This is a genomic window from Sinorhizobium numidicum, from assembly GCF_029892045.1.
In the GTDB taxonomy this organism is placed as follows: domain Bacteria; phylum Pseudomonadota; class Alphaproteobacteria; order Rhizobiales; family Rhizobiaceae; genus Sinorhizobium; species Sinorhizobium numidicum.
The window spans coordinates 39056-63797 of record NZ_CP120367.1; the positions used below are offsets into that span (position 1 = coordinate 39056).

Annotated in this window: 22 protein-coding genes; 16 read left to right on the top strand and 6 right to left on the bottom strand. The window is 58.5% G+C overall.

Annotated features, from left to right (window positions below; all coding sequences use genetic code 11):
• The first annotated feature begins 716 nt into the window (after positions 1–716).
• A complete protein-coding gene (locus PYH37_RS00195) occupies positions 717–1352 on the top strand; it encodes a peroxiredoxin-like family protein (protein WP_280731479.1) in 636 nt (211 codons plus the stop codon).
• 663 nt (positions 1353–2015) lie between these two features.
• Here PYH37_RS00195 and pdxR read toward each other — a convergent pair.
• Positions 2016–3491 carry a MocR-like pyridoxine biosynthesis transcription factor PdxR gene (gene pdxR / locus PYH37_RS00200; RefSeq protein ID WP_280736692.1) on the bottom strand — a complete coding sequence of 492 codons (1476 nt, stop codon included), beginning with the start codon at positions 3489–3491 and terminating at the stop codon, positions 2016–2018.
• Between the two features lie 103 nt (positions 3492–3594).
• Between pdxR and PYH37_RS00205 the strand changes: the two genes are divergently transcribed.
• The 10 genes from PYH37_RS00205 to PYH37_RS00250 all read left to right on the top strand — a co-directional run bounded on the left by PYH37_RS00205 (position 3595) and on the right by PYH37_RS00250 (position 15103).
• The gene (locus PYH37_RS00205) at positions 3595–4848 is read left to right on the top strand and encodes an MFS transporter (protein ID WP_280731481.1); all 1254 of its coding nucleotides are present in this window, start codon (positions 3595–3597) and stop codon (positions 4846–4848) included.
• Positions 4841–6082 (top strand): saccharopine dehydrogenase C-terminal domain-containing protein, encoded by a 1242-nt coding sequence (locus tag PYH37_RS00210; RefSeq protein ID WP_280731482.1) that lies wholly within the window; start codon positions 4841–4843, stop codon positions 6080–6082. The genes PYH37_RS00205 and PYH37_RS00210 overlap by 8 nt, the downstream gene beginning before the upstream one ends.
• Positions 6012–7361 carry a SidA/IucD/PvdA family monooxygenase gene (locus PYH37_RS00215; RefSeq protein WP_280731483.1) on the top strand — a complete coding sequence of 450 codons (1350 nt, stop codon included), beginning with the start codon at positions 6012–6014 and terminating at the stop codon, positions 7359–7361. Before PYH37_RS00210 ends, PYH37_RS00215 begins: the two co-directional genes overlap by 71 nt.
• Before the next feature lie 113 nt (positions 7362–7474).
• Positions 7475–9340, top strand: coding sequence for a class I tRNA ligase family protein (locus PYH37_RS00220; protein WP_280731484.1), 1866 nt, complete (start codon positions 7475–7477; stop codon positions 9338–9340).
• Between the two features lie 29 nt (positions 9341–9369).
• Complete coding sequence (locus PYH37_RS00225; RefSeq protein WP_280731485.1) at positions 9370–10689, top strand: KamA family radical SAM protein; 1320 nt, start codon at positions 9370–9372, stop codon at positions 10687–10689.
• Between the two features lie 10 nt (positions 10690–10699).
• Positions 10700–11080, top strand: coding sequence for an adenosylmethionine decarboxylase (gene speD, locus PYH37_RS00230; protein WP_280731486.1), 381 nt, complete (start codon positions 10700–10702; stop codon positions 11078–11080).
• Positions 11077–11952: a 2OG-Fe(II) oxygenase family protein gene (locus tag PYH37_RS00235; protein WP_280731487.1), complete on the top strand. Its 876-nt coding sequence runs from the start codon at positions 11077–11079 to the stop codon at positions 11950–11952. Before speD ends, PYH37_RS00235 begins: the two co-directional genes overlap by 4 nt.
• A 28-nt stretch (positions 11953–11980) precedes the next feature.
• Positions 11981–12967, top strand: coding sequence for an NAD(P)-dependent oxidoreductase (locus PYH37_RS00240; protein ID WP_280731488.1), 987 nt, complete (start codon positions 11981–11983; stop codon positions 12965–12967).
• Between the two features lie 148 nt (positions 12968–13115).
• Positions 13116–13943: a class I SAM-dependent methyltransferase gene (locus PYH37_RS00245; RefSeq protein ID WP_280731489.1), complete on the top strand. Its 828-nt coding sequence runs from the start codon at positions 13116–13118 to the stop codon at positions 13941–13943.
• The gene (locus PYH37_RS00250; protein ID WP_280731490.1) at positions 13940–15103 is read left to right on the top strand and encodes a substrate binding domain-containing protein; all 1164 of its coding nucleotides are present in this window, start codon (positions 13940–13942) and stop codon (positions 15101–15103) included. Before PYH37_RS00245 ends, PYH37_RS00250 begins: the two co-directional genes overlap by 4 nt.
• Positions 15104–15276: 173 nt before the next feature.
• On the opposite strand, the gene PYH37_RS00255 is transcribed toward PYH37_RS00250, so the two are convergent.
• Both PYH37_RS00255 and PYH37_RS00260 read right to left on the bottom strand, forming a co-directional pair.
• Entirely contained in the window at positions 15277–15873 is a 597-nt protein-coding gene (locus tag PYH37_RS00255; RefSeq protein ID WP_280731491.1) for a tyrosine-type recombinase/integrase, read from the bottom strand.
• A 163-nt stretch (positions 15874–16036) separates the two neighbouring features.
• A complete protein-coding gene (locus PYH37_RS00260) occupies positions 16037–16933 on the bottom strand; it encodes a LysR family transcriptional regulator (RefSeq protein WP_280731492.1) in 897 nt (298 codons plus the stop codon).
• A 122-nt stretch (positions 16934–17055) separates the two neighbouring features.
• Between PYH37_RS00260 and PYH37_RS00265 the strand changes: the two genes are divergently transcribed.
• The 5 genes from PYH37_RS00265 to PYH37_RS00285 all read left to right on the top strand — a co-directional run bounded on the left by PYH37_RS00265 (position 17056) and on the right by PYH37_RS00285 (position 22260).
• A complete protein-coding gene (locus PYH37_RS00265) occupies positions 17056–18243 on the top strand; it encodes an MFS transporter (protein WP_280731493.1) in 1188 nt (395 codons plus the stop codon).
• 121 nt (positions 18244–18364) lie between these two features.
• On the top strand, positions 18365–19444 hold the full coding sequence (locus PYH37_RS00270; RefSeq protein WP_280731494.1) for an alpha/beta hydrolase: 1080 nt from the start codon (positions 18365–18367) through the stop codon (positions 19442–19444).
• 90 nt (positions 19445–19534) lie between these two features.
• Complete coding sequence (locus tag PYH37_RS00275) at positions 19535–20281, top strand: SDR family oxidoreductase (RefSeq protein ID WP_280731495.1); 747 nt, start codon at positions 19535–19537, stop codon at positions 20279–20281.
• Between the two features lie 145 nt (positions 20282–20426).
• Positions 20427–21614 (top strand): (R)-mandelonitrile lyase, encoded by a 1188-nt coding sequence (locus PYH37_RS00280; protein ID WP_280731496.1) that lies wholly within the window; start codon positions 20427–20429, stop codon positions 21612–21614.
• Positions 21615–21849: 235 nt separating this feature from the next.
• On the top strand, positions 21850–22260 hold the full coding sequence (locus tag PYH37_RS00285) for a cyclophilin-like fold protein (RefSeq protein WP_280731498.1): 411 nt from the start codon (positions 21850–21852) through the stop codon (positions 22258–22260).
• A gap of 312 nt (positions 22261–22572) precedes the next feature.
• Here PYH37_RS00285 and PYH37_RS00290 read toward each other — a convergent pair whose 3' ends face one another.
• The 3 genes from PYH37_RS00290 to PYH37_RS00300 all read right to left on the bottom strand — a co-directional run bounded on the left by PYH37_RS00290 (position 22573) and on the right by PYH37_RS00300 (position 24635).
• Positions 22573–23130, bottom strand: a complete 558-nt coding sequence (locus PYH37_RS00290; protein WP_280732481.1) for a pyridoxamine 5'-phosphate oxidase family protein — start codon at positions 23128–23130, stop codon at positions 22573–22575.
• A gap of 435 nt (positions 23131–23565) precedes the next feature.
• Positions 23566–24168 (bottom strand): TetR/AcrR family transcriptional regulator, encoded by a 603-nt coding sequence (locus PYH37_RS00295; RefSeq protein ID WP_280731499.1) that lies wholly within the window; start codon positions 24166–24168, stop codon positions 23566–23568.
• A 2-nt stretch (positions 24169–24170) separates the two neighbouring features.
• Positions 24171–24635 carry a nuclear transport factor 2 family protein gene (locus PYH37_RS00300; RefSeq protein ID WP_132594716.1) on the bottom strand — a complete coding sequence of 155 codons (465 nt, stop codon included), beginning with the start codon at positions 24633–24635 and terminating at the stop codon, positions 24171–24173.
• Positions 24636–24742: the final 107 nt, after the last annotated feature.

Here is a 24742-nt window from a genome sequence, read left to right on the forward strand (position 1 = left end):
CGGTGACCGTGTGATGTTTTTCCAGGGCCTTCATTCCGGCCCAGCGACCCACCAGCCCGCCGCTTGTGGCTTTGAACGCGTGCGCGACTTCTCTGCGTGGCGGCAGTTCAAATCCGTTCAAGGCGAGGGATTCGCAGTCGGCTTGCCGCTGTGTCGCGTGGGCAAGCGCCGATCGTCTCGAGCGGGTGGTTTTCTGCCTTCCGATCGGAACGCGCAGGCAGCGCCATCGTCTGACATTGCGAGTGTGGCGATCCGACCCCGTTGACGACCTTGGTCGTTGCAGACTGAACGTCCTAAACGAAGTCGGGAACCTGACCTTCAGCGTAAGAGCATTCGGGCGTGCGCTGGTCTGGGGTCATTCACCACATTTCGTGTCCGGTCACATCGTGGCCGCCCAAGTTTCAACACGTTCAACACCGCAAGGACGTGCGTATGTGGAAGATCCAAGTCGGCCTCGCCGCTGTATCGCCCCATGGCACGGATGAGACGACCCACAGTTTACCGGCGGCGCGCGAGACGGCTAGCGGGCGACCCGCGGATGCTTTTTTCGTGTTATGATGGGGCTTGCAGCGCGTAATCACGACCTCGACAATAGGGCAGAGGCCGAACGCTATTTTTGCTCTGGCGCAGGAAGTTTTGCGCCCCCCAGGATAGGCTCAACGCCGAAGCTGGGTGTGCTGCCTTTTCCTGACTGATCCGGGGCGAGGAGGTAGTCCATGTCCACGAGTACCCGCCCGCTGCAGCTGGGCGACCAGGCCCCGAATATAGTGCTCGATGCGATATCGCGCGACGGCAAGATCGCGCTTGATGATTTTCGAGGCCGTAACCCGTTATTGATCGGTATGTTTCGCGGCCTACACTGTCCGTTCTGCCGGCGCCATGTCGCGGCGATGGCGCAACTCAAGCCGGCCCTGCGTGAGAAAGGCGTCGAATGCCTGGCGGTGGTCATTACGCCGGTCGAGCGGGCGCGGCTCTATTTCCGTTACCACCCGGCCCCCGATCTTCTCGCCGCATCCGACCCGGAGCGGGCCTCGCACCGTGCTTTCGGCTTGCGCGAGGTCGGGATGGACACGGTCATGGCGATACGGGTTCATCTCCCGGGCGAGTTGCCCGAGCCTATGGATGTCATGGCAATGGACGAGTTTCTCAACAAGAAGGAAGGATATGAGATTACGGAAGCCGATCAGCAGGCGATGGCTTCCAGCCAGGGGCAGCTTGTCGGTCAGTTCCTGATCGACCGAGGGGGCATCGTACGCTGGAGCTTCACTGAAGTTCTGGAGGCTGGCCTCAATACGTTCAGGGCACCGAATCCTGAGGAATTGATGTCCGCAGCTTCCCAAGTTACACATTAATAGGCGGCGGAAATAGGCTGCTGAAAACTCGCTCGACGACCACCGTCCTGTGGTGATTCTGTGAATTTAGATGATGCTAAGGCGCGGAGGGTTAAAGTCTGCCCGTGGGCTTCGTAGCGATTTCCATTCAACGGCCGCGGAGCGACCAGACGCTAGAGTGAGCAGGCCTCGCGCATAGGCGGGGCGACGTCCCCTCCTTGCCGCAATCACGCCGTTCCGACGGGCGCGCCATCTGGCAAGTTTCCACACCCTTTCCTGATTTTCTTTGGCGAAGTGGGAAGGTCAGGATTGGGTCGAAGGGAGCCGTTCTTCACGAGCCCCCGTGCACGGCTTGTTGCGAGGATGTTCACGTTCTGGGCTAAAAAGATCGCATAATGTATCGAAGGGAACTGCCGGCGCCGCGAACCATGAAAATTGGTCGTAGTGAAATAGCTTTTCACCGTTGCTGCAATGGGGTGGTGAGTGGAAGTTTCCTGCCTGCGCCCCGACGACTTGCTCGACATGCCCAAAAAGCGGGCAGTCGAATTCCTGGACGACCGCCGTTAGGACAGCGCCGGCGGCCAATGGCCTCTCAACCTCCGTTGCGGGTGCTCTCGCGCGTGCGCCGCGACATGCTTCAACGCGCCGAGCCGTGTCTTGTCGCGTTGCACACTGGTATCTCGTTCAAGTCGGTTCGAGAAGCCTTTTAGCAGCAATAGCCATTTCCTTCTCCGAATAGGCTGCAAACCCAAGCAGGAATCCGTGCTGAGCAGGCTCCTCGAGATAAAGAGGCGAAAGCGGCCGGAGGCGCACTCCGCGCTCGGCCGCGCGTTTCGATGCTTCCACATCATTGAGCCCCTTACGAAGCTTGCCGAGCATGAAAAGGCCGCCGAACGAAGGTTCGACAGTCATGAACTGTTGCCAATACTTCTCTGCTACCTCAAGCAGCGAATTTTGCCGTGCCGAGTAGATTTTCCGCATTCTGCGTAGGTGCGCCGTGAAGTGCCCTTCCGTGAGGAATTCAGCCAACGCAGCCTGTTCCAGGCTGGCAACATGCCTGTCCGAAATCGACTTTGCTGCCACGAAATGGCTCACCAAATCATGAGGCAGAACCAGGTACCCAATACGGAGGGACGGGAATAGAACCTTGCTGAAGGTGCCAACATAGATCACACGGCCACTTCTGTCCAACCCCTGCAATGATTCGAGCGGTTGGCCGTGATACCGATATTCGCTGTCGTAGTCGTCTTCGACGATCCAACTGCCATTTTCAGTCGCCCATTCCAGGATTTGCATCCGTCGCGCCATGCTCATGGAAACGCCGAGAGGGTATTGCCGAGACGGCGTGATGTAGGCGAGTTTCGCCTCTGTAGCCTTTTCCCGGCCAACGCTTACTGCCAAACCTTCCGAGTCCACGGGGATTGGCACGATCTTGGCACCCGCACCTTTCAGGCTTGCCACGCCCGGAGGATAGCAAGGATCCTCGACCCATGCCTTATCTCCTTGGTCAAGCAGCAAGCGGGCACAGAGATTGATGCCTTGCTGCGCCCCGTTGGTGATGACGATCTGTTCCGCCGTGCAACGGACCCCCCGATGTGAAGTGATGTGATCGGCAATGGCGTGTCTTAATTCTTCCAGACCGGCAGGTTCCCCGTAACCCGCCATGTGACGTCCAATGCGGCTGAACTGCCTGCCCATCAGCCGCCGCCACAAAACGGGAAGAGTTCCTAGATCGGGTAGTCCGCTTTGGAAAGGCGCGGTGACGAGCGTACCAGGTGCGCCGATCAAATGTCGAGAAAGAGCTTTTCCGCGGGAAGAAAGAAGAGGAGTGCTGCTTTCCGCTTCCGCCTTTCGCGCCGAAACGGCCAAGGAAATGTCGAGAATGTTCTCGGCTACGTAAGAGCCGGAGCCCACCCTACGATGTATGAAGCCCTCTGCCAGGAGATGGCTGTAGGCCGCATCGGCCGTGATTCGCGAAATCCCCCACTCGTTTGCCAGCGTGCGAGCGGAAGGCAAGGGACACCCCGGCTTGAGCCTTCCTTCCAAGATGTGGTCCCGGATTTGGCCTTGGATCTGCTTGTAAAGAGGAACATCCGAGTTCCGGTCGATCCTCAGCAATACCAGACATGATCTCGGCACAGTACAACCTCGAATGGCCATATCAAAATCTAAGAAGTGGCCATATACATACAACCCAAAATGGCATTTCTCAACGTCTAGGGCGAGGGTTGATCAAGCGAATCTCAAACGGATACGGAAGAAAATGTCTTTCGAGCTGACGGCGGACCGATGGGCCACGACATGGCCAAAACGGCTATTCATTGCAGAGAGGTATTTGCTCTCCTTTTCAATGGGCATCTTTGCATTGCTGCCCGCTTACCTGCTATCGATCGGCCGGGACGAAGTGTTTTTCGGATCAATCTCGGCGTGCGGAGTAGCCGCTGCCATCCTAATTATACTTTTCAGCCCCTCGCTGGCACAGCGGTTCGGAATTAGACGACTGGCCCCGGTCGGAGGACTCCTTTATGCGGCCGGCTGTGCAACCATGATCTTTAACGAGTTGTCCGGCGCGCGCCTCCCGATCGTGTACTTTATCGGATATGCACTCCAATCGGGAGGCTGGGCACTCCACTTCACTGTGGGATCCATCTGCATATCGGCACTGTCGGACGACAGCGACCGTTCGTTTAACTTCATGATCTACGCCGCGTTCAGCACTCTTGGGCTGACTTGCGGACCTCTACTAAGCAGCCTTCTTTCAAAGCTGGCGGACACCCCGCTAGCGAAAATGTTCGCCCTTGCAATGATGACGGCGCTATTTGGTTCATGTCTTTCGATCATTGCATCGTCCCTGTCGGCCCGGGTTGGTAAGGCGGACATTCCCAAGAATGTCCCGATCGTTCGCGAGCTCCCAAAGCTGTTCACAGGCAAGACTTTGCTGTTCTTTGTCTTGGTGTTTTTGTCGGCCAGCATCTACACCACTCTCATCAACTTCCAGGCAACATTCGCCGGCGCTTCTGGCCTATCGTACGAGGTATTCTTCGCCTGTTGGGCGATGGGTGTTGTTGGGTCGCGGTTCTCCATTGGATCCAAAGTGTCGCGGAGTGCGGCAGACCGTACATTGCCGTTACTTCTGGGCGGCATGGTGGTCTCGCTGCTGAGTTTTCTCCTCGCCCCGGGCGACGCTATGATCTACGGGATGGCCTCGCTTGCTATAGGCGTTACATACGGACTTTCGTACCCGGTCATTCAGGCCGAGGCGGTCCGAGTGGCAGCCACCCACGCAAGAACCGTCGTCCAGATCATCTTTAGCCTTTCATATTTTGTTGGCCTGTACTTCTTCCCGCTCGTAGCAGGACTCGTCAGCGTCCATCTCGGCTATGACGCTCTGATCTGGCTCGTGGCCAGCTTGGCGCTGCTGCAGACCGTTCTCGCCATACTCGGCTACAGTTTAATTCGTCACCGATCTGTCGCGGACCATAAAAGAGGTCTTGTTGAGGGCAGGACCGATGCTTGAGGAGCAGGAGCATTTCGTTATCGGAGCCGGTCCCATCGGGCGTGCCATCGCTCTACAACTGGCGCTAGCAGACGCAGGACCGATTGCAGTTGTCGACCAGCAGGAATCCGCGCTGAATGCCGCTCGAAAAATCCTGTCGGCCAGCCAAACGTGCGTACGTTTCGATAGCGTAATTGACGTCGGGGACGCGACACAGAGAGCTCGCTCAATCGTCTTAGCCATGGCGTGGCGGGAGTGCAGGGGAATCTTCGACCATCTCACGAGAGCGCTGCGGTCGGCAGGCATGAATACGCCGATCATATGCGTGGGGCGGCCGGATATAGAAGACCCGTCAATACGAACTCTCGACCGAAACGGACCCGTGGCGCTCCTTGGGGCAGGGCTTGAACCAGGCTTCGTCGAGTCCTTATCGTCCCTGATCGCCGCCGAATTCGGCGACCTGCGACGGCTGGCAACTCATTGCGGCGGAATTCCTGCGCTGCCTGAGCCGCCGCTGAACCACGCAATCTCGTTCGGTAGAAGGCTGCCGGTCGAGCAACGAACTGCGCTTGCACGCATCGACGGCCGGATCGTTGCTCGGGAACGGTTTGAGACTGCCGCTCCGCTTTTCCTAGAAGGTGTAGGCCTGCTCGAGGCCTACGACGACGCGATGCTCAAGTCCACGGCCGAAGAGGCACTGGCGGGAATCCCCGAGTTGCGTCAACGCACTCTTCGGTGGCCGGGTTTCGTGGAGAGTGTCCGGTCCCTTCACCGCCTTGGACTGGTCTCCGAGGACCCCGTTGAGATCGGAAGTTCGCGAATGGCAGTCCGTGATGCAATGGAGATCCTGCTCAACCGCAACTTATCCGTGAGTGCTGAAGTCCAAGTCGTCGTGAATGCCGATGTTGAAGACTCGACGGGACAAGCGGGCCAGTGGACGGCCGTCATCCGCTCCGCACCCGGCCAGCCTATTTCGGCCATGGCGTTGGCTACAGCAGTACCGGTCGTTGCTGCGATCGAAATCCTCCCGCGACTGGGGTTGCGTGGGCCGATACTCCCGCACGAGCCGGCTCTTGCGGAGGTGGCCATGTCAACCTTGTTGCGCCTGAGAAGCGATCCGGACGCACGCATCGTCGAGCGTTCATCCGGGAAGTTGAAAACCAGCAAAAATCTTGGGGATAGCAATGCAAAGACGAAAGATACTGCTTCTCGGCAGCGGGCCGGCAAATCTTGCACTCCTCACCTGTCTCGATGAGAGACGTAGCCGGACGCTCGATGTTCTTCAGGTGATTGAGCGACGCGAGAGTGCTGTCTGGCACCCCGGGCTGGAATTCGAAGATTCAACGCTGCAGGTCTCGCTCTTCAAAGACCTCGCGTTTCTGCGGAATCCATCGAGCCCATTCACGTTTTTCTCGTTTCTGCGCGAAAAGGAACTGCTGTATCAATACATCCACACGAATAACTTGTATCCTTCAAGGAAGCTTTTCTCGGACTATCTTGTTTGGGTAAGCCATAAGTTTCATCGGCAAATCTCCTTCGGCAAGGAGGTCACAGGAATCCGATACTGCGGCGACCAGTTAGGCACGCCCAGGTTTGTCGTCGTCGTCCGTGATACAGCGACCGGGTCCGTCTCCGAAACGGTTACGGACGATCTCGTATTGGGCCTGGGCCACGAACCACACATTCCGGAAAATCTGGCCGTCGATACGGACAGGGTCGTGCATTCCAACCGCTTCCTCCATTGCGTCGATGAGGGCCGCCTGAAGCGGGACGCGCGCGTGGCGGTTGTCGGCGGCGGACAGAGCGCAGGAGAAATCGTGCGCTACTTGCTGCGGAGGCCGGACGTGGCCGAGATCACGGTGATTGGCCGCCGCCATCTCTTCACACAGACCGACGACAATCCGTTCGTAAACGACCTTTACACCTATCCCCGATCTCTCGAATTCGCCGGCCTTCCCGACGAGGGACGCCGCCGCTTCTTATGCGACATTAAGAACACGAATTTCTCATCGGTGACGCAGGATGTGCTGCGGGACATTTACGGGCTGGTCTTTGAAGACAGAACCTGGGGCCGTGACCGATTGCGCCTTTGCTCCTACACCGAGATCGTCTCGGTCGGAAAGAATGCCGACGGGCTTCGTCTCGAGATCAAGGCATCCGGACACGCCCCGGCTATCTGTGACTTTGATTTGCTGGTATGCGCCACAGGCTTCACCAATAACCGCCACCTCAAATTGCTCCGGCCGCTGGGCCTCGGAGCACAGGATAGGGATATCCCGGTAAACGGCTCCTTTGAGGTTGAGCTCGATTTTCCCGCCCGTCCGCGCCGCGGCCTGACTGGACCACGGCTCTTTCTGATGAACCATTCTCTTCGGACGCGGGGGCCCACAGAGCACACGTTGGCAGGTCTGGCCGAGCGAGCGGGCGTAGTCGCGGACGCGCTCGATGCAGGATACCGGTCCGAGCAGCCGCACGAGCAAGCAGCATACCTGGCCAGTTCGTCCATTTTTCATCTTGAGGGAGCCGTAAAATGACTAGTCCGCAGATCATCGATCTTAGGAACGAAGCCCGTCAGGTCCCAACGACATACGAGGGAGGCATTATCAGACACAACCCCTTTCCCGAAGGAGGAGACGTTTCGGTTCGATTGCTGAAATTCACCCCGGGCGCTTCGACGCATCGCCACAACCACACGGAAATTGAGTTCTGGACCGTGATTGCGGGCGGCGTCCGGATTCATATGGATGGCGGGAACTTCCTCCTTCTGACAGGCGAGAGCGTTCGGGTTGAGCCGCTTCAAAGCCATCGAATCGAAGCGCTCGACAGCGGTGCCGTCATGCAGACAGTCTGGTGGCACAGCCGTAGGAATTTCGAGGAAACGGCAGGGGCTAGGGGCAACAACTCTGATCGTGAAGTGATGATTGTCCCCGCGATGCTTACGCCGAACGGCCGGATGCATATCGGTCACGCGGCAGGCCCGTTCCTTTATGCCGATATTCTCAGCCGGATCGCCAAAGCCGCCGGTCGCGCATCCTTCGTTGTCCAGGGCACGCACGGACATCTGGAGCACATCCGTATCGCGGCCGAGGCGGCGAATATGGACTACTACCATCTGGCGGAGAGGAACACATCGTCGTTCCGGGAATCCCTAAGCCGGCTCAAGGCAGAACCAGATGTCTTTATCGGAACTGAACCCGACGAACGGGGACGGGCGGTTGTACTGGAAGTCTTCGAGCGTCTGTTCGAAAAAGGACTGATTGTCGAGCGGGAGCATTCCGTTCCCTATGATCCGGACACGGGCCGCTTCGTGGTTGATGCGTTCGTACACGGGGAATGCCCGCATTGTGGCGGCTATTCATCGGGTACGGAATGCGAGGATTGCGGCGCTCTGGTTCTGGACGCAGATCTTGGAAATCCGGTCGATTTGGGCGGGAAACCGTTGGAAAAAAGAGCGCTTAAACGCCTCTTCCTGAACTTGGCATCCCTGCACAGCAAAATCGAGTCCTTTGTTTCCCAGGAGCATTTTCCCCTTCACTCAAGACTGTATGTCGACTCTTGGCTGGAGCGGGGATTGCCGGAAGTCTGCGTGACGAACCTGAACGGGCACGGCATCAATGTTCCCCTCCCGGGATTTCAGGACCAGCGGTTCAACGTGGTGATGGAGTATGTGCCGAGGCACCTACTTGCACTGGAGAGCATCCGAGAAAGTCGAGGGCAGCCAGCCCGGTGGTACCAGCTCAAGCCGTCGGAACTCCCGGAGCTGAACATCCTGTTTGGGGCCGACAATTCCTTTGGCAGGCTGCTCGTCATCCCTGCTGTTTTGGCGGCGCTCGACTTAGAGCAACTATTGCCGCGCAGAGTGTACGCGAACAGCATGCTCACCCTTGATGGCCTCAAGCTGTCGACATCACGAAACCATGCCATCTGGATCAATGACTTCGTGACGCCGGAGAATGCCGAGGCCTTCAGGTTCTACTTGTGCCGCTGCCGTCCCGAGGGCGTACCGGAGGATTTCACGGTCGGTTCCTTCGAAAAGTGGAAGAGCGACTTCTGGGAAACTGAGCTCGCGTCGGCCCTGCGAAATGGCGGCCATGTCATCCGCCGGGTGACAAGTGCAGAGCTTCCGGGGCCCGGCCAGTGGTCAGCGTCAGAAATTGAGCTGCTGGCGACCTGTAAGTACTTTAACGACGGAATCCGAGCCGACTTCGAGGCTCCCTATCCAGACATCCGTCGGATAACGCGTACAATCGAAACGTTCGTGAACAAGATCGACCGTTATTTCGCGACTTCACTCCATGTTCCTGCTCCCTCCAAGGGGAACGAGGCACTTGAGCGGACCGCAGCCCGTATGGCGTTCATGGCCCTGGCGAGCCTTAGCGTCGCGCTTTTTCCGATCACGCCCGACTTTGCCGCCTCTATTCTGAGCAGGCTCGGTCTCCCGACTTCGCCAAACCTTGACTGGCTCGGAAGAGACTGGATGAGCGAGCAAGTCAATGTCTCTGGCCAGCTTTGACCGAATGGATCTCACGAAGGGCGTTGGCGATGAATGAGTCGTTTCGGTCACCTACAAAATTCAGGGCGTACACCGCGGCACAATTTCAGGCTTCCGAACACTGGAAAAACCTTAACGAAAGCCTTCGGGGGACATTCCTGGCGACTACCAAGGTCCTCCCGTTCCGCGTGAATGACTATGTCCTGCAGAACTTAATCGATTGGGACTCCGTTCCCAACGACCCTATGTTCCAGCTGTTGTTTCCGCAACCGGGGATGCTGTCCGAACGTGATCTATGGATAGTCGGCCGTGCCATGGATGGAGGGAGCCTTGAAGAATTGAATGCCGCGGTCGGCGAAATTAGGCGCGGTCTCAATCCTCATCCGGCCGGCCAAATGACGCACAATGTCCCAACCATGGGCGACGAAGCGGTCGACGGCATTCAGCACAAGTACCGCGAAACGGTGCTGTTCTTTCCCAGCGCCGGGCAGACCTGCCATTCCTACTGCACGTTCTGCTTCCGTTGGCCGCAGTTCGTCGGCGATGTTAGCTTGCGGTTCCAAGCCAAGCAGTCCGACGAACTCGTTCAATACCTGAAAACCCATCCAGAAGTCACGGACGTGCTCATTACCGGCGGCGATCCGATGGTAATGAGTTCCCGCTCCCTTGAGCGTTTCATAACGCCGATCCTAAAGGAGACATCAGTTTCGACAATCCGGATTGGATCGAAGGCGCTGACCTATTGGCCCTTCAGGTTCATCTCCGACGATGACACGAAGGACTTGCTCTCGCTATTCCGACAAGTCGTTGACAGCGGCCGGCATCTGGCGTTCATGGCCCACTTCAATCATCCCCGCGAGATGAAACCTTCGCCGGTAGGCGAAGCTATTGAAGCGATCCGCTCTACAGGAGCCGTGATCCGCACCCAAGCGCCCATTCTTCGTCACATCAATGACAGTCCAGACGCCTGGGCCGAACTCTGGAACGAAAGCGTCAGGTCCGGCTGCGTACCGTATTACATGTTCGTCGAACGTGACACGGGACCTAGCGAGTACTTCAAAATTCCACTCGTGGAAGTGCTCCAAATCTTCCAGCAGGCGTACCGCCGGGTTTCCGGGTTGGCCCGCACGGTCCGCGGTCCAATCATGTCCGCCACACCTGGAAAAGTGCAGATCGACGGCATCCTTGAATTCGCGGGCAGACGGATGCTCCAACTGCAGTTCCTACAGGCCCGCGATCCTGCCGCCGCCCGGCAGCCTTTGCTCGCCGAATACGACGAGACGGCTTGCTGGTTCGACGAGTTGAAGCTTTTGGCCTTGGCAGAGCGACAGCCGGAACTGCGCAGTCGAATGCCTGAAGTGGCTCAATAGGGGATAAATCTTGTCGAAACTAGGAACCCACATTGTCGCCGATCTCTACGGGGCATCCCGCCTCGATGACGAGGATTTTATCGAGGGAGTCCTTGAGAGCTGCGCGAAGGCAGCCGGGGCCAAGGTGCTCCTCAAGAATACGCACCTATTCACCCCCGAGAACGGCGTGTCGTCGTTGATCGTCCTGATGGAAAGCCATGTTTCTATACACACTTGGCCGGAAAAGGGGACGGCTGCATTCGACGCGTTCATGTGCGGCGCGGCTCAGCCGAGATTGTGCATCCCGGTCCTGAAGCAAGCTTTCAGTCCTTTCCACATGCACGTCCAGGAGCTCCCCCGATGCCCTCCGCAAAGGACGGTTCCGAACGAAACAGGGTGGGAATTCGCATGAAGGTTAAACTTGCGACTATCGAAGAAGCGGCGATGGAGGATAACGCCGGAGAACTCGATGAGACCTTTAGGAGGAACGGTTGCTGCCTCATTCGGCTGAAGCCGACGACCAGCAATGTCATTCGCAAGGCGATGGAGGCTTCGGTCGCGCTATTCCGGCAGCCCGCGGAAGTAAAGGCAGCGTTTGTCGACAGCACGACAAGGGTAGGCTACCGGTCGGTCGGAATTGAATACTCTCAATCTCTGAACCGTCCCGATCTGATGGAGTCCCTGTCTTACAGCATCAAGCACGAAGGGATCATCCATGGACTTGCCCAGGGAGAAGCCGAGACGGAATGGCGGAAATCCTCAAGGGCTGGTTTCCAGGCGCTCGACCTAATATTCATTAGGTTACTGAACACGCTGCATTCGTCTGTCAGCCCTGGCCGCGCCGTGCCTTACAAGCCATTCCCGGATAGCTTCTCGGCGAACGGATCCTTCCTGCAAACCAATCACTACACATCCGAACTGATGTCGCGGTCCATCCTGCAGGATTGCCACGAGGACGCAAATCTCGTCACGCTTTTGCTTTCGGATGCCGACGGTCTTGAGCTTAGCCTCGATCGCAGCAGCTTCGTCGGCTGCAGCCCCCCGGCCGATTGTTTGCTCGCATTTTCCGGCAGCTTGATGACGAAGCTGTCCCGAGGGCGATACCCGACCGTATATCACCGGGTCGTCCGCCTCCCGCACGTCATGGAGCGAAAGTCCATGATGTACTTCGCCAACCCTTCTCCGGATGAATTTCTTTTTCCCTGGGGAACGGGAGGAGAAGAAAACCTTGCGCAGATAGCTGCGGAATCCCCGCAACGTTTTGGATTGCCGAAGCTGGCGTAGCTGCCCTGAGATGGACGCAGGAGATTTGATGAAGATGCATCGCGAGCCCACCATTGCCGTCGTCGGAGAGAAGTGGCCAGGAGACCACAGGATGCTCCTGGTTCCCGATCACGTTTCACTCCTTTCAGAGGCAGGCTGCCGCGTTCTGGTGGAATCGGGGGCGGGAACCGGAATCGGCATTCAGGATAGTGAGTACGAAGCTGCCGGTGCAACGCTGCATGACACTGGGTATTGCTACGGCAATGCGCATTTGGTGGTGAAGTACAAATCTCCACATCCGACAGAATACCGATACCTCAGACCCGGAAGCAGAATCGCTTGTTTCGTCTATCTCGAGCACGACCGCGAGATGACGGAGACATTCTGTGAAAAACAGGTCGACATCTACGGTTTGACCTACTTCCGCACTCCTGATGGCTTTTTCCCTCTGCCGGTTTCCGACAACGAACTGACCGGCAAAATGGCAGTAATATACGGAGCTTACTTCCTCCAAAGCCATCTTGGGGGAAGAGGAGTATATCTAGGGCACGCTCCTGGAGCGGCGAATCCGCGCGTGCTCGTGATAGGATATGGGAAGTCCGGCGGCGCTGCCGCACGGACGGCGCTGGCTCTCGGGGCGGACGTAACGGTGCTCGGAACTTCGGCCGAACGGCTGCGCCTTTTCGAGGGGACTCTCGACCGGCCTGTACGCGCCCTTGTCAACACTCCCGAAAATCTTCGGCAGGAGCTGAAAGAGGCTGACCTCGTTGTGGGAGCTATACTGGATTCCACCGTGGACACACCTGCGATGATCGACAGGTCCATGCTTTCATGTATGCGGAAGGGTAGTGTGATCATCGACGTGACGTGCGGCTACGGAGCTGGCTACTTGCCGACGTTCCACAGTTTCACGTCGCATGAAAATCCCAGCTACGAGGTCGACGGGGTTATCCATATCAAAATCGATCGTTTGCCCTCTACGGTTCCCGTGACGGCGAGCGCCGCGACCGGACAGTCGGCATACCTTACCTGTTGAATATGGTCCGCGCGCTTCACAACGGAGAGCGGGATCCCGTGAGCCAGGCAGGACTCCTCGTCAGCAACGGGAGGGTCGTGCATTCGCAGGTACTGCGCAATATCCAGATGCTATGGCCGGACTTCCGCAACGGCCACGATGGCGCGTTATGACTTCCGCCGGAAATGGAGAATATAACAGGCGCGCAGCCTTTTTCACCGAGGAATACGACGACCGAAGCGACTTGCGGTTTCTCACGGGTCTCGTGGGCAACCGGGCAATCTCGGTGCTTGACATACCTTGCGGGACGGGCCGGGTGAGCATGCACATCGCCCGAAGACCTTGCCGGATATGGTCTGTAGACCGTGAACCGGAAATGATCAGGGTTCTTGAGCAGCAGGCCGCACACGCTGGACTGCGCCATCGCTTGAAGGCCGCTGTTGGGGACATGTCGGAATTCGACCTTGGTCGCCGCTTTGATTTGATAATCGTCCCAAGGGAAGCTTTCCAGCTGCTGACTTGCCGTGACTCAGCCGCCCGGGCACTGACATGCTTCGCCCGGCACCTCAAATCGGATGGGCGACTTGTCGTCGACCTCGCCAATTTCCGGGTCGGACCGACAGCGGCCAGAAATCTCCTTCCCGACTACTTCACGCCGGACCGCCGTGACGGCATCAGAATCTATGATTGGACGCGCTTCAGCAACGGACGTCGAATATCGCGCTGGAGGACGCAAGACAACGCCTCGAATGACATCTTCCGGCTGACACTTGATTTCGTCTCCGCTGACGGCATCTCCGCTCCGGACGCTTTTACGGCAAAGATCGGTTTCCGAAAATACGACAAAGGCCAGTTCCTTGGCCTTGCGCGCGGGTCTTCCCTTGTCTGCATCGGAGCGTACGGAGACTACGACCTGAACCCCATCTCGGCGACCTCACCCAGGATGCTCTTCTTCCTCCGAAAGTCCGGGTCATCTTCCAAGGGCGCCATACCATGAACGATTCTTATAAGGGAAAAGACAAAAAGCCGACGGGCTGGCTGAAGGAAGAAGGGAGTAGTTTCGACAACAAACTTCATAGTCTGAGCGTGACGTCCCTGGAGGGCCTCGCCTTGCAGCCGAGCTCCCTCGAGTATTTTCGCCGATACCACAGGTCCTACTTCTATCAGCCGTTTCAGCATGGGCAGGGCGCGGAAGAACTTCTATCAGTCATGCGAAAACATGCCCCCAGCGGCGATTGGCTTGACGTTGGCAGCGGATCGACGAGCCTGTTCTGGCTGCTGCCGGCATTTGACAGGATCACCAGCCTCACCGCGCTGGACATCTCGGTCGAAGCCCTTGCCGTCCTGGACGAATTCGCACGCGGAGCGGAATTGCCGGACTGCTATCGGCACGTCTTCAAACTGCTCGGGCTTGAACCAAATGCACTTGGCAGAATGCGCTCGATACCGCGGGCGTACTGGCAGTTTGACATACGGCAGCCATGGCCGGACTTCGTCAACCAGGCTTCATTTGCTGCCGTTTCGGCAATCGGAGTTCTCGGGATCAACAATAGTTCCGCGGACTACCGGAGATGCTGGGCATCACTTCTGAATTTGTTGCCAAGCGACGGCGTTTACTTCGGGGCCGACTGGGTCAGGGCGGCATCACTCATCGAAGAAGAAGGACACGACAACACGTTCATCAGCGGTGAGCTCGTGGAGACTGCAATCCGCATAGGCAAACTGGCAGATTCCAGTCTGATCACTCGCCTGATCGGGCGGCATTCGCGCCACCTCTATGCGTCTCCTGGCCATATCGAGGCGTCAGGCGAGCCCGCAACACCGGCGGAACTGGCGGAGCATGAATGCATCTGCATGCCGCGGGTTCCGACCTGGACTCTGCACCAGGGGATGAACAAGGTCGATGTCGCCGTTAGCGGCCGCTTCACGCTCAACAGCGTCGGGATGATCCGAGCCCTGGCGGTCAACCATCAGGGCATCGCCCTGCTTCCCGAGAAGATCGTCGCCGAGGACTTGGCCTTCGGCCGGCTCCGACGCATTCTGCCCGAGTGGCAGGGCTCGGCGGTCAGCATTTACGCCGTCACCGAAACTCGCCTCATTCCCGCCAAGACCCAGCGCTTCATCGAGTTCCTGTCCTCCAGGCTGATGGAAGCTTGAGCCTGGAGGTTCTTATGGAAGCACGCGGGATCGGCAGCTTTCGGATAGTTGCGGCTTGATGGTCTAAGACCGGAATGGCGGCGCATAGCTGCTTGTGCCGAGACGCACGGCCCCGCTCGACGCGGGGCCGCATATTTTCAAATCTCTGTGTGCTCCGCCAACTCCAGCGCATCCTACATGTCCACACCCAGGTACCTGACCGTATTCTCGATCTTGGTATGCCCGAGCAGGATCTGGATCGCACGAAGGTTGCCGCTCGCTTTGTAGATTATCGCCGCCTTTGTGCGGCGGAGCGAATGCGTGCCGTAATCTTCGCGCCGTAGCCCAATCGCGGTGACCCACTCATCGACCAATCTGGCATATTGGCGAGTGCTGAGATGATCGGCATGACCGATCCTACTGGGAAAGGCGTAGTCATCGATGGTGCCGCCTCTACGTTCAAGCCACGCAAGCAAGCTTGCCCTGACGTCAGCCGTGATCTCGAACTGTACAGGACGTCCGGTTTTCTGCTGGATGACCATGGCGCGGGTTCGGATCTCCCGGCCCGTGACGAGGGTTCCGATCTTGATCTTGACGAGATCGCAGCCTCGTAGCTTGCTGTCGATCGCGAGATCGAACAACGCCCGGTCTCGCATTCGCTCCTCGCTATCGAGGAAGAAACGAATTGCCCAAATCTGCCGCTGCTTCAGAGGCTTCTTTACGCCGACCTTTCGGCCGGCGTTCCATGCCGGGCGGCCCAGTGCAGCAGGATCATATTGTGCGATACCCATTTGAGTTCTCCTTGGGCCACAATTGGCCCTCAGGAAAACGAGTGAGTTCAAGAAGTCAGAAGGACCGCTAACGACGGTCCATGCGCCTACTGCCACCTGGAAGGTGGAGCCGCAGGGTGAGTTTCCTGTGGAAGGGGTTCCGGTCAATTCAAGGGCCGATCGCCTACTGGCTCCGATGCCGGAGTGCGTCGACGATCACGGTCATGGCCGGAGACATTTGGCGCCTGCTTGGATAGTACAGGTGGTAGCCGGTGAAAGGCTGGCTCCATTCGTCCAATACAGCCTCGAGTCTCCTCGCAGCGACGTGTTCTTCAACAAGATCCTCCGGGACGTAGGCGATCCCGTAGCCCCCCAACGCCGCCTCGACCTGCGAGATCGACGAGTTAAAACTGAGCTGTCCGTCGACTCTTACCCGTAGCTCCCGGCCGTCTTTTTCGAATTCCCACGCATAGAACCCGCCCCACGTCGCCTGGCGCATGTTGATGCAGACATGGCCAACAAGATCTTGCGGCGCAGTCGGGATGCCATACTTGATCAAGTATTCCGGCGAGGCCACTGCGCGCAGACGCCAGTCCGGGCTGATCCGCACCGCAATCATGTCCTTGTCGACGCTTTCGCCAAGCCGCACGCCTGCGTCGAAGCGCTCCTCCACGATGTTGCGCATGCCATTATCGCTGTAAAGTTCCACCCGGATGTCGGGGTAGTCCACGAGGACGCGGCTCAGCTTCGGCCATACCGTCGTCTGCAGGGCGTGGTCGGACAACGTAAGACGGACGGTGCCGGACGGCTTTTCCCGGAATGCGACCAGGGCTGCCAAATCCGCCTCGATCTCCTGAAATCGCGGAGCGAGGGACTGCAACAGTCGCTCGCCCGCTTCCGTCGTCGCCACGCTACGCGTGGTCCTCGTGAGGAGCCGGACGCCCAGACGCGCCTCCAATTGCTTGATCGTGTAGCTCAGCGTTGACTGCGACGTCCCAAGCGCCGCCGCAGCCTTAGTGAAGCTCTGCTCCTTCGCCACCTCCAGAAACCAAAGCAGGTCTCTTAAATCTTCGCGCTGCATCACCGGCTCCCGATTGATATTGGATTTCGATAAGTACATGCGGATTAGCACGGATAGTCCGCAAAGTCCGTCAGCATTATCTTGTCCTCATCAGAACCGAATGGCCACCGGGATTGAGGCACATGACCCTGACCTACAACGAAAACATTCACGACAGACGCTCGGCGTGGGGCGCCGTGTTTTCCATGACTTTGTGCGTTTTCGTGCTGATCGCATCGGAATTCATGCCCGTGAGCCTGCTGACGCCGATTGCCGCTGACCTGGGCGTTTCGGAAGGAAACACGGGTCAGGCAATCTCCATCTCGGGCATTTTCGCGGTTGTCACCAGCCTCTTCATAGCTGGACTGACGCGGCGGCTGGATCGGCGGGTGGTGGTGCTCGGCTTGACGACATTCCTGATGCTGTCTGGGATAGCAGTCACCTTTGCGCCCGCCTATTCTCTGCTGATGCTGGGTAGAGCGCTGCTTGGCATTTCTATCGGCGGCTTCTGGTCTATGTCCACGTCGATCGTGATGCGTCTTGTTTCTCACGACCAGGTGCCGAAGGCACTTGCCCTGCTCAACGCTGGCAATGCCATCGCGGCCACAGTCTCCGCACCTCTGGGAAGCCTGCTTGGATCCTATATCGGGTGGCGCGGAGCGTTCTTCCTCGTCGTGCCGGTCGGGCTGCTCGCGCTTGTCTGGCAGTGGGCCAGCCTTCCATCGCTTCCGCCGCGGCGCGATCATGCATCCTCGAACGTCTTCCGGCTGCTGTGGCGTCTGCCCGTCGCGATCGGCATGGTGGCGATCCTGATGCTGTTCATGGGGCAGTTCGCGCTCTTCACCTATCTGCGGCCTTTTCTGGAGCAAGTAACCTACCTCGGCATCCAAACCCTCTCGCTCGTCCTTCTCTTAATGGGATTGGCAGGAGCCGTGGGAACCTGGGTTGTGAGCCGACTGCTTAACGATCGCCTGTTCAGCATTCTGATAGCGATCCCGTTCCTCATGGCCTGCATCGCTCTGACGATGATCGCCCTCGGCGACGCGCAGGCCCCCGTCGCCCTGTTGCTTGTCGGCTGGGGCTTTCTGGGAACCGCTGCGCCCGTGAGTTGGGGCACCTGGCTGAGCCGTGTTCTTGCCGATGATGCTGAGGCAGGCGGTGGACTTCAGGTCGCTGTGATCCAGCTCGCCATCACGGCCGGGGCGTCTCTTGGTGGGCTTCTCTTCGACGCCGCGGGTTGGCAGTCGACCTTCGCGCTCAGCGCTGCACTTCTGTGCGGTTCTTCCCTTGCATCCTTCGCCGCATGGCGTCTGTCCAGGAGATCATCTTGAACAAGACAATTCTCTTCAGATCGGATTTTACGGGGCCACCCCGTGGCTGCCCCGTCGTCCGCGTAGCCGGCTTCAGCCGTGCATCAATGAACCACGACCTCAATGCAACGGAGATCCTATCATGAGCAAGAAAATCGAGACCGACAACACCTGCAACACCAGCAGGCGCAACCTCATGAAGGGAACAGGCCTTGCCGTCGCGGCGATGAGCATGATCCCAGCGGCGACGGCGACACAAGCCTTCGCGCAGACCTCTGAATGGGACAAGGTGTTTCCGAAGAGCGACAAGGTTGATCACCAGAAGGTGCCGTTTAACAACCGCTACGGCATAACGCTCATTGCCGACCTCTACCTGCCGAAGAACCGCAGCGGCCAGCCATTGGCAGCTCTTGCCGTTGGCGGCCCCTTCGGTGCCGTGAAGGAGCAATCTTCTGGATTGTACGCTCAGACCATGGCCGAGCGGGGCTTTGCAGCGCTGGCGTTCGACCCTTCCTTTACCGGCGAAAGCGGTGGCAAGCCACGCAATGTCGCGTCGCCGGACATCAACACGGAAGACTTCAGTGCCGCGGTGGATTACCTCGGACTGCAGCCCTACATCGACCGTCAGCGGATCGGGGTGATCGGCATTTGCGGCTGGGGTGGAATGGCTCTCAATGCCGTTGCCGTCGACAAGCGTGTCAAGGCCGTGGTGGCCACCACCATGTACGACATGACCAGAGTCATGTCCAAGGGCTACAACGACAGTGTCACGCCGGAGCAACGCGGAGAGGCCCTGGAGCAGTTGAGCCATCAGCGCTGGGCGGACGCGGAAAAGAACATGCCAGCCTACCAGCCGCCCTACAATGAACTCAAGGGTGGCGAGCCTCAGTTCTTGGTCGACTACCACGACTACTACATGACGCCTCGCGGCTACCATCCGCGCGCCGTCAACTCCGGCAATGCCTGGACGCAGACCACGCCCCTGTCGTTTATGAACATGCCGATCCTGACCTACATCGCGGAAATCTCGCCGCGCCCGCTCCTGCTCATCCACGGCGAGAACGCTCACTCGCGCTACTTCAGCGAAACAGCCTTTGCCGCAGCAGCAGAACCAAAAGAGCTGATGATCATCCCGAACGCCAGCCACACCGATCTTTACGATCGCATGGACAAGATCCCGTTCGACCGGATCGCCGACTTCTTCGGCCAGCATCTGGCATAGGCGAAGCCATTCCACCTAAGCGGCTATCGGTGGCGCAGGTCGCCGCTGTCGCCGCCATGCGACTGAAACACTCTCATTGGGAGACCTGAAATGACCGACAACATTGCTGGCAAGACCATCGTTATCACCGGTGCCTCAAGCGGGATGGGCGCCGCGGCCGCCCGTCACCTTGCCGCCAAGGGCGCAAGCGTAGTTCTTGGCGCGCGTCGCGCCGACCGCATCGATGCACTTGCGGCCGAGATCGCCGATGCCGGCTACAAGGCCACTGCTGTCGTGACCGATGTGACGAAGCAGGAGGACCTGCGCAAGCTGGTCGGCACCGCCGTCGAGACCTACGGACGAATCGACGTGCTCATCAACAATGCCGGCGTCATGCCGCTCTCGCCGCTGGAAAGGCTGAGGGTCGACGAGTGGGACCAGATGATCGACGTCAACCTCAAGGGCGTTCTTTACGGCATTGCCGCAGCACTACCGCGCATGAAGGAGCAGAAGTCGGGCCACATCATCAATCTCTCCTCCGTGGCCGGACACAAGCTTTTTGGCGGCTCGGCAGTGTATTCCGCGACCAAGTTCGCCGTGAGGGCGCTGTCGGAGGGGCTACGGCAGGAGATGGCGCCCTACAACATCCGCACCACGATCATCTCTCCTGGAGCGGTCAAGACGGAACTCCTCGACCACATCAGCGAGAGGGACGTGCAGAAAGCCAATCAGGATTATGTGGGACAGGTCGGTGTGCCGGCCGAGACATTCGCGCGGATGGTAGCCTTCGCGATCAGCGAGCCCGAAGATGTCGGGATCAACGAGATCCTCTTCCGGCCAACGGCTCAGGAACTTTGACGCGAGCAGAAGACTATTCGGCCCCCAAGGGTCAGACGCCCAGTCGCATGTGAAGTTTCGCCTAACTGACCAACACGTCGAGATCGTCCGACAGGACCTTTCCCACAAGGTCCCGCCACTCTGAAACAGGTAGAGGAAAACAAAGATGAAGAACTTCGCCGCAGGAATCGCTATCTCGGCTCTCGCTGCCACAGGTGTAGAGGCGCAGGAAGAACGGAGACGGATCGCCCCGCTTGCCGTCTATGACGTCGCGCCAGGCCTCGGACACTTCACTGATAGCGTCCTGTTCGGTGAGGTCTGGGAACGAACGGAACTCCCGGCTCGCGACCGAAGCCTCGTCACCCTTTCGGCGATCGTGTCCACAGGCAAGACTGCGCAGATCGCCGCTCATGTGAGCCGAGCGCTGGACAATGACGTGAAGGCTGGAGAGATCGGCGAGCTCATCACACACCTCGCGTTCTACTCCGGCTGGCCGAACGCAATCTCCGCCGTGATGGAAACCAAGAAGGTCTTCGATGAGCGCCAGATTGCACCCCTGAAGAACAGCGAGGCGGCACGCATCGAATTGGAAGCCGCAGCCGAGGCAGCCCGTAGCGCCGCCGTCAACACCACGGTCGCACCGACGGCAGCGGCACTTGCCGATCTCACCAACCGCGTCCTCTTCGGCGAGCTCTGGCAGCGACCCGATCTGTCGGCACGCGATCGCAGCCTCGTGACGATGTCAGCCCTGATCGCAGTCGGTCAGCCGGAGCAACTACCCTTCCACGCCAACCGCGCACTGGACAACGGCTTGTCGCAGGGTGAAGCTTCGGAGGTACTGGCGCATGTCGCTTTCTACGCCGGCTGGCCGAAAGCTATGTCCGCCGTGCCTGTCCTTAAGCAGGTTCTCGAAAACAGGAAAGCAACTCAGGTGAGCGCTCCTCAGGCAGAGCTTACGATCACTCCCGCAGGGACTGGTGCTGCGTCAGCTCCGGAGGAGTACTTCACAGGTAGCGTCCAGATCTCGGGCCGCTATCAAGCCGACGCTCCTGCGCGCATTGGCGGAGCGACCGTCTCCTTCTCGGCTGGTGCTCGCACGGCATGGCACACCCATCCTCTCGGGCAAACCCTGTTCATTGTGAGCGGGCGCGGTTGGGTCCAGAAGGAAGGTGAGGCAGTTCAGGAAGTCGGTCCGGGAGACGTCGTATGGATCCCACCGCTGATCCGGCACTGGCATGGCGCTTCCAGCAGCGAGCCGATGACGCATTTTGCAGTGGCCGAGGCGCTTGATGGAAGCTCGGTCACTTGGATGGAGAAGGTGTCCGACGAGGACTACCGTAAGGGCGTTCGATAATAGAACCGAGACTGGCGGGGGGTCGAACTTCACCCGCGCAAATCGACGTCTCAAACAAGCAGAACACGAGCACCGACCGCTATCATCTTTCTCTTTCCCGCCGCTAGTCTTGCAGCCGAGAAAGGGAGCTAAACTGGTTTCGGCGCCACCGGCTACGCTTGAGGCGGCAGCCGAACCACCTAAGACCGGCATGGGTGAGATTCCGTGCCACAAACCGGAACGGAGAGACGGGCTAATGCTGAAAACAATGCTGGGCTCTGCCGCTATCACACTAGGAATGAGTGGACCCGTAATGGCTCAAGAACGTATCCTGATTTCTTCCGAATGGGGCGAGGTTACCGCCACCCTCGCCGATAATGAAGCCGCCAGATCTTTAGCTCAGATGCTGCCGGTAACGATCAACATGTCCGACCATCTCCGCCAGGAAAAGACGGGAAACTTGCCCTCGGCACTGCCGGAGCTGACACGGCAGCGAGACTTTTCCGTCGGCACGCTCGGACTGTGGAGTTCCGACCACTTCGTGATCTACTACCGGAGCGGTCGCGTGCCTTCGCCCGGAATCATTGTCCTTGGGCAGGCCACAGGCGATGTTTCGACATTCGACCGCCCAGGATCCGTCACCGTAACGCTCGAAGCGGCCGACTGAGCGGCGCCTCAAGCGGGGGCCGCTCCCCGCTTCTGCTTTCCGTGACGCCGACTTAGGCAGCGGTCGAGTATGTCTGCTTTTTGGGAGCGGCAGAGTTGGCCTGTACGACCGACATGAGGGCGCAGAGCGGAAATCATTTCCGCTGTCGGCCCAAACCGGTCATTGGCAGTCGCAAAAATCCGCCGCGAAACTCCAACTTTTGCGGCGAGAATCCTCGAACGCTTTCAGGAAAGACCGGAGTGTCGCAAAAGTCAGGAATTACGCGACACGGGTCAGCAAACCAAATCGGGACTGCGATGGATAAGGTTTAAACTAATGCTCGTCGAACATGCCTGATGGAAGACCGTCCATGCTGTAGGTGTTTTTCTCGCGACGGTAGATCTCGAGGCCGCCTGGTCCTTTTGCCTCGGTCCACTGGTCCAAGCTCGTTCGCTCAGCCTTGTAATCAAAAAGAGGAACGCCGAAGCCGCAAGAGGTTTGCACAAGATCGATGTCTAGCCAAATGATCTGGCGGGCTCCCGATGGCTCCAATCCGTCGTAGTGACTGGCCAGAATGCTCTCGTATTCGGAGCTGTCACGATGAATGGCCCGTCCGCGACCATAAAGCCGTAGGATCATCGGAGGCCCTGCGACTGCACAAAACATCATTGTCAGTCGGCCGTCGGCGCGCAGATGGGCGGCGGTCTCGTTGCCGCTCCCGGTCCTATCCAGGTAGACGACTGAGTTTGCATCGATCAATCGAAGACAACCGGTTTCCCGTGGTGAAATATTAACTCGAGAGCTTACGGTGGCCGAAGCTGTGAAGAAAATGTGCTGACGGCCAATGAAGTCCTTGAGCCGAGCGTTGATGCTTTCGAATTGCTTTGCCAAGTCTGACGCGCCCCGTGTTTCATATCGAAAATAGCGGTAAATGGTCATGCGCTCGACCAGGAATCAAGCATTTACTATCCGGCAGGAGTTGACTGCCGGCGCGGGCAGAAGGCAACGGCCCGCAGGGCTGGACGCCGTTAGCCCGTATGGCGTTGGCACATCGGCTGCTTCAAGGGAGTCTAGGTCCAAACCGAGCATTCTGCTGGCGACGAAGGCAATGAGCCCAACGGCTAGTAGCGCTACCAAGAATACTGCGACGGCCTTGGCGCCCGCGTACTTGATCGTAATGCCATTTGATGGCTTAATGCATCGCTGCAGCCACCGCGACAACTTTGAACGTAGCGAAGACTATAGGTACCCAATTCATCAGTGCCCGCAGATTCGCCACGACGGCGAACCTGCGGATTGTACTTTCAGCCTGAGAGGAGCGCGGGTTTAAGGCGATTCGGGCGTGGAGCCTTCGTCGCGGATTGTTTTGCCTTCGACGGCTAATCGCGCACGGAGTTGGTCGATGGCACGTTGGAACACTGCCGGATCGTCCAGTGCCCGAGACAGAACAATCGCTCCCTGAATGGCGAGAACGGCGTCTTCCGAGAGGAGGCGCGCCTGCTCAGCGTCACGGCCTTGCCGGACGAGCGCTGATTGCAACGCGTCCACCCAGGCTACGAAGTAATCCCGGATGGCCTGCGCGAAGAGGTCTCGGGTGTTGGCGACAGCCAACGCACCGACGAGACAGACACGCCTGCCCGACCTGAAGTATTTCGCAGTTTCATCGAGCATTGCAGTGATGGCGGCATCGGCATCGGTCCCGTCTCGCAGGGGGGAATAGACGGAATCCTCGAACCATTGCTCAATCTCGGCAAGCACAGCCTGCACCATCTCCTCCTTCCCATTCGGGAAGAAGTGGTACAGACTGCCCTTGCCAAGGCCGGTGGCCTTGCCGATCAAGGCAAGGCTTGCACCTTCGTATCCATGTTCGCGAAATACTTCGGCCAAGGAGGCGATGGCGTCGGATCTTTCAGCGACCATGCGGGCCATGATTAGAGACCCAGATCGCTGAGGCCGGGATGGTCATCCGGACGGCGGCCGAGCGGCCAATGGTACAGGCGATCGCTTTCAGCAATCGGCATTTCGTTGATGGATGCGTGGCGGTGCGCCATCAGGCCGTCCTCTGCGAATTCCCAGTTCTCGTTACCATACGCGCGGAACCACTGCCCGTTGTCGTCGCGATATTCGTAAGCGTACCGTACAGCGATGCGGTTGCCGGTGAAAGCCCAGAGCTCCTTGATGAGGCGATATTCATGCTCCTTGTTCCACTTGCGTGTCAGAAATGCCTGGGCTTCTTCGCGGTTGGTCGCGAATTCGACGCGGTTCCGCCAGCGGGTATCGACCGTGTAGGCGAGGGCGACCTTGGCGGCATCGCGGCTGTTCCAGCCGTCTTCGGCCAGGCGGACCTTTTCGATAGCAGTTTCGCGGGTGAACGGGGGGAGAGGAGGACGTGACATGTTGATTTTCCTTTGTAAATCGTTGCGGTGTACTGTTCGGTAAAGACTTTACTGATTGGTACAGTAGCTATGATGATTTTGGCTGTCAACGGGTTTTTTGCGGTGTC

Coding starts and splice junctions, on each gene's coding strand:
- PYH37_RS00205 (WP_280731481.1), top strand. CDS start 3,595: ATGTCTTTCGAGCTGACGGCGGACCGATGGGCCACGACATGGCCAAAA.
- PYH37_RS00195 (WP_280731479.1), top strand. CDS start 717: ATGTCCACGAGTACCCGCCCGCTGCAGCTGGGCGACCAGGCCCCGAAT.
- PYH37_RS00280 (WP_280731496.1), top strand. CDS start 20,427: ATGAAGAACTTCGCCGCAGGAATCGCTATCTCGGCTCTCGCTGCCACA.
- PYH37_RS00265 (WP_280731493.1), top strand. CDS start 17,056: ATGACCCTGACCTACAACGAAAACATTCACGACAGACGCTCGGCGTGG.
- PYH37_RS00285 (WP_280731498.1), top strand. CDS start 21,850: ATGCTGAAAACAATGCTGGGCTCTGCCGCTATCACACTAGGAATGAGT.
- PYH37_RS00215 (WP_280731483.1), top strand. CDS start 6,012: ATGCAAAGACGAAAGATACTGCTTCTCGGCAGCGGGCCGGCAAATCTT.
- PYH37_RS00295 (WP_280731499.1), bottom strand. CDS start 24,168: ATGGCCCGCATGGTCGCTGAAAGATCCGACGCCATCGCCTCCTTGGCC.
- PYH37_RS00300 (WP_132594716.1), bottom strand. CDS start 24,635: ATGTCACGTCCTCCTCTCCCCCCGTTCACCCGCGAAACTGCTATCGAA.
- pdxR (WP_280736692.1), bottom strand. CDS start 3,491: ATGGCCATTCGAGGTTGTACTGTGCCGAGATCATGTCTGGTATTGCTG.
- PYH37_RS00270 (WP_280731494.1), top strand. CDS start 18,365: ATGAGCAAGAAAATCGAGACCGACAACACCTGCAACACCAGCAGGCGC.
- PYH37_RS00275 (WP_280731495.1), top strand. CDS start 19,535: ATGACCGACAACATTGCTGGCAAGACCATCGTTATCACCGGTGCCTCA.
- PYH37_RS00210 (WP_280731482.1), top strand. CDS start 4,841: ATGCTTGAGGAGCAGGAGCATTTCGTTATCGGAGCCGGTCCCATCGGG.
- PYH37_RS00260 (WP_280731492.1), bottom strand. CDS start 16,933: ATGCAGCGCGAAGATTTAAGAGACCTGCTTTGGTTTCTGGAGGTGGCG.
- PYH37_RS00225 (WP_280731485.1), top strand. CDS start 9,370: ATGAATGAGTCGTTTCGGTCACCTACAAAATTCAGGGCGTACACCGCG.
- PYH37_RS00250 (WP_280731490.1), top strand. CDS start 13,940: ATGAACGATTCTTATAAGGGAAAAGACAAAAAGCCGACGGGCTGGCTG.
- PYH37_RS00235 (WP_280731487.1), top strand. CDS start 11,077: ATGAAGGTTAAACTTGCGACTATCGAAGAAGCGGCGATGGAGGATAAC.
- PYH37_RS00255 (WP_280731491.1), bottom strand. CDS start 15,873: ATGGGTATCGCACAATATGATCCTGCTGCACTGGGCCGCCCGGCATGG.
- PYH37_RS00240 (WP_280731488.1), top strand. CDS start 11,981: ATGAAGATGCATCGCGAGCCCACCATTGCCGTCGTCGGAGAGAAGTGG.
- PYH37_RS00245 (WP_280731489.1), top strand. CDS start 13,116: ATGACTTCCGCCGGAAATGGAGAATATAACAGGCGCGCAGCCTTTTTC.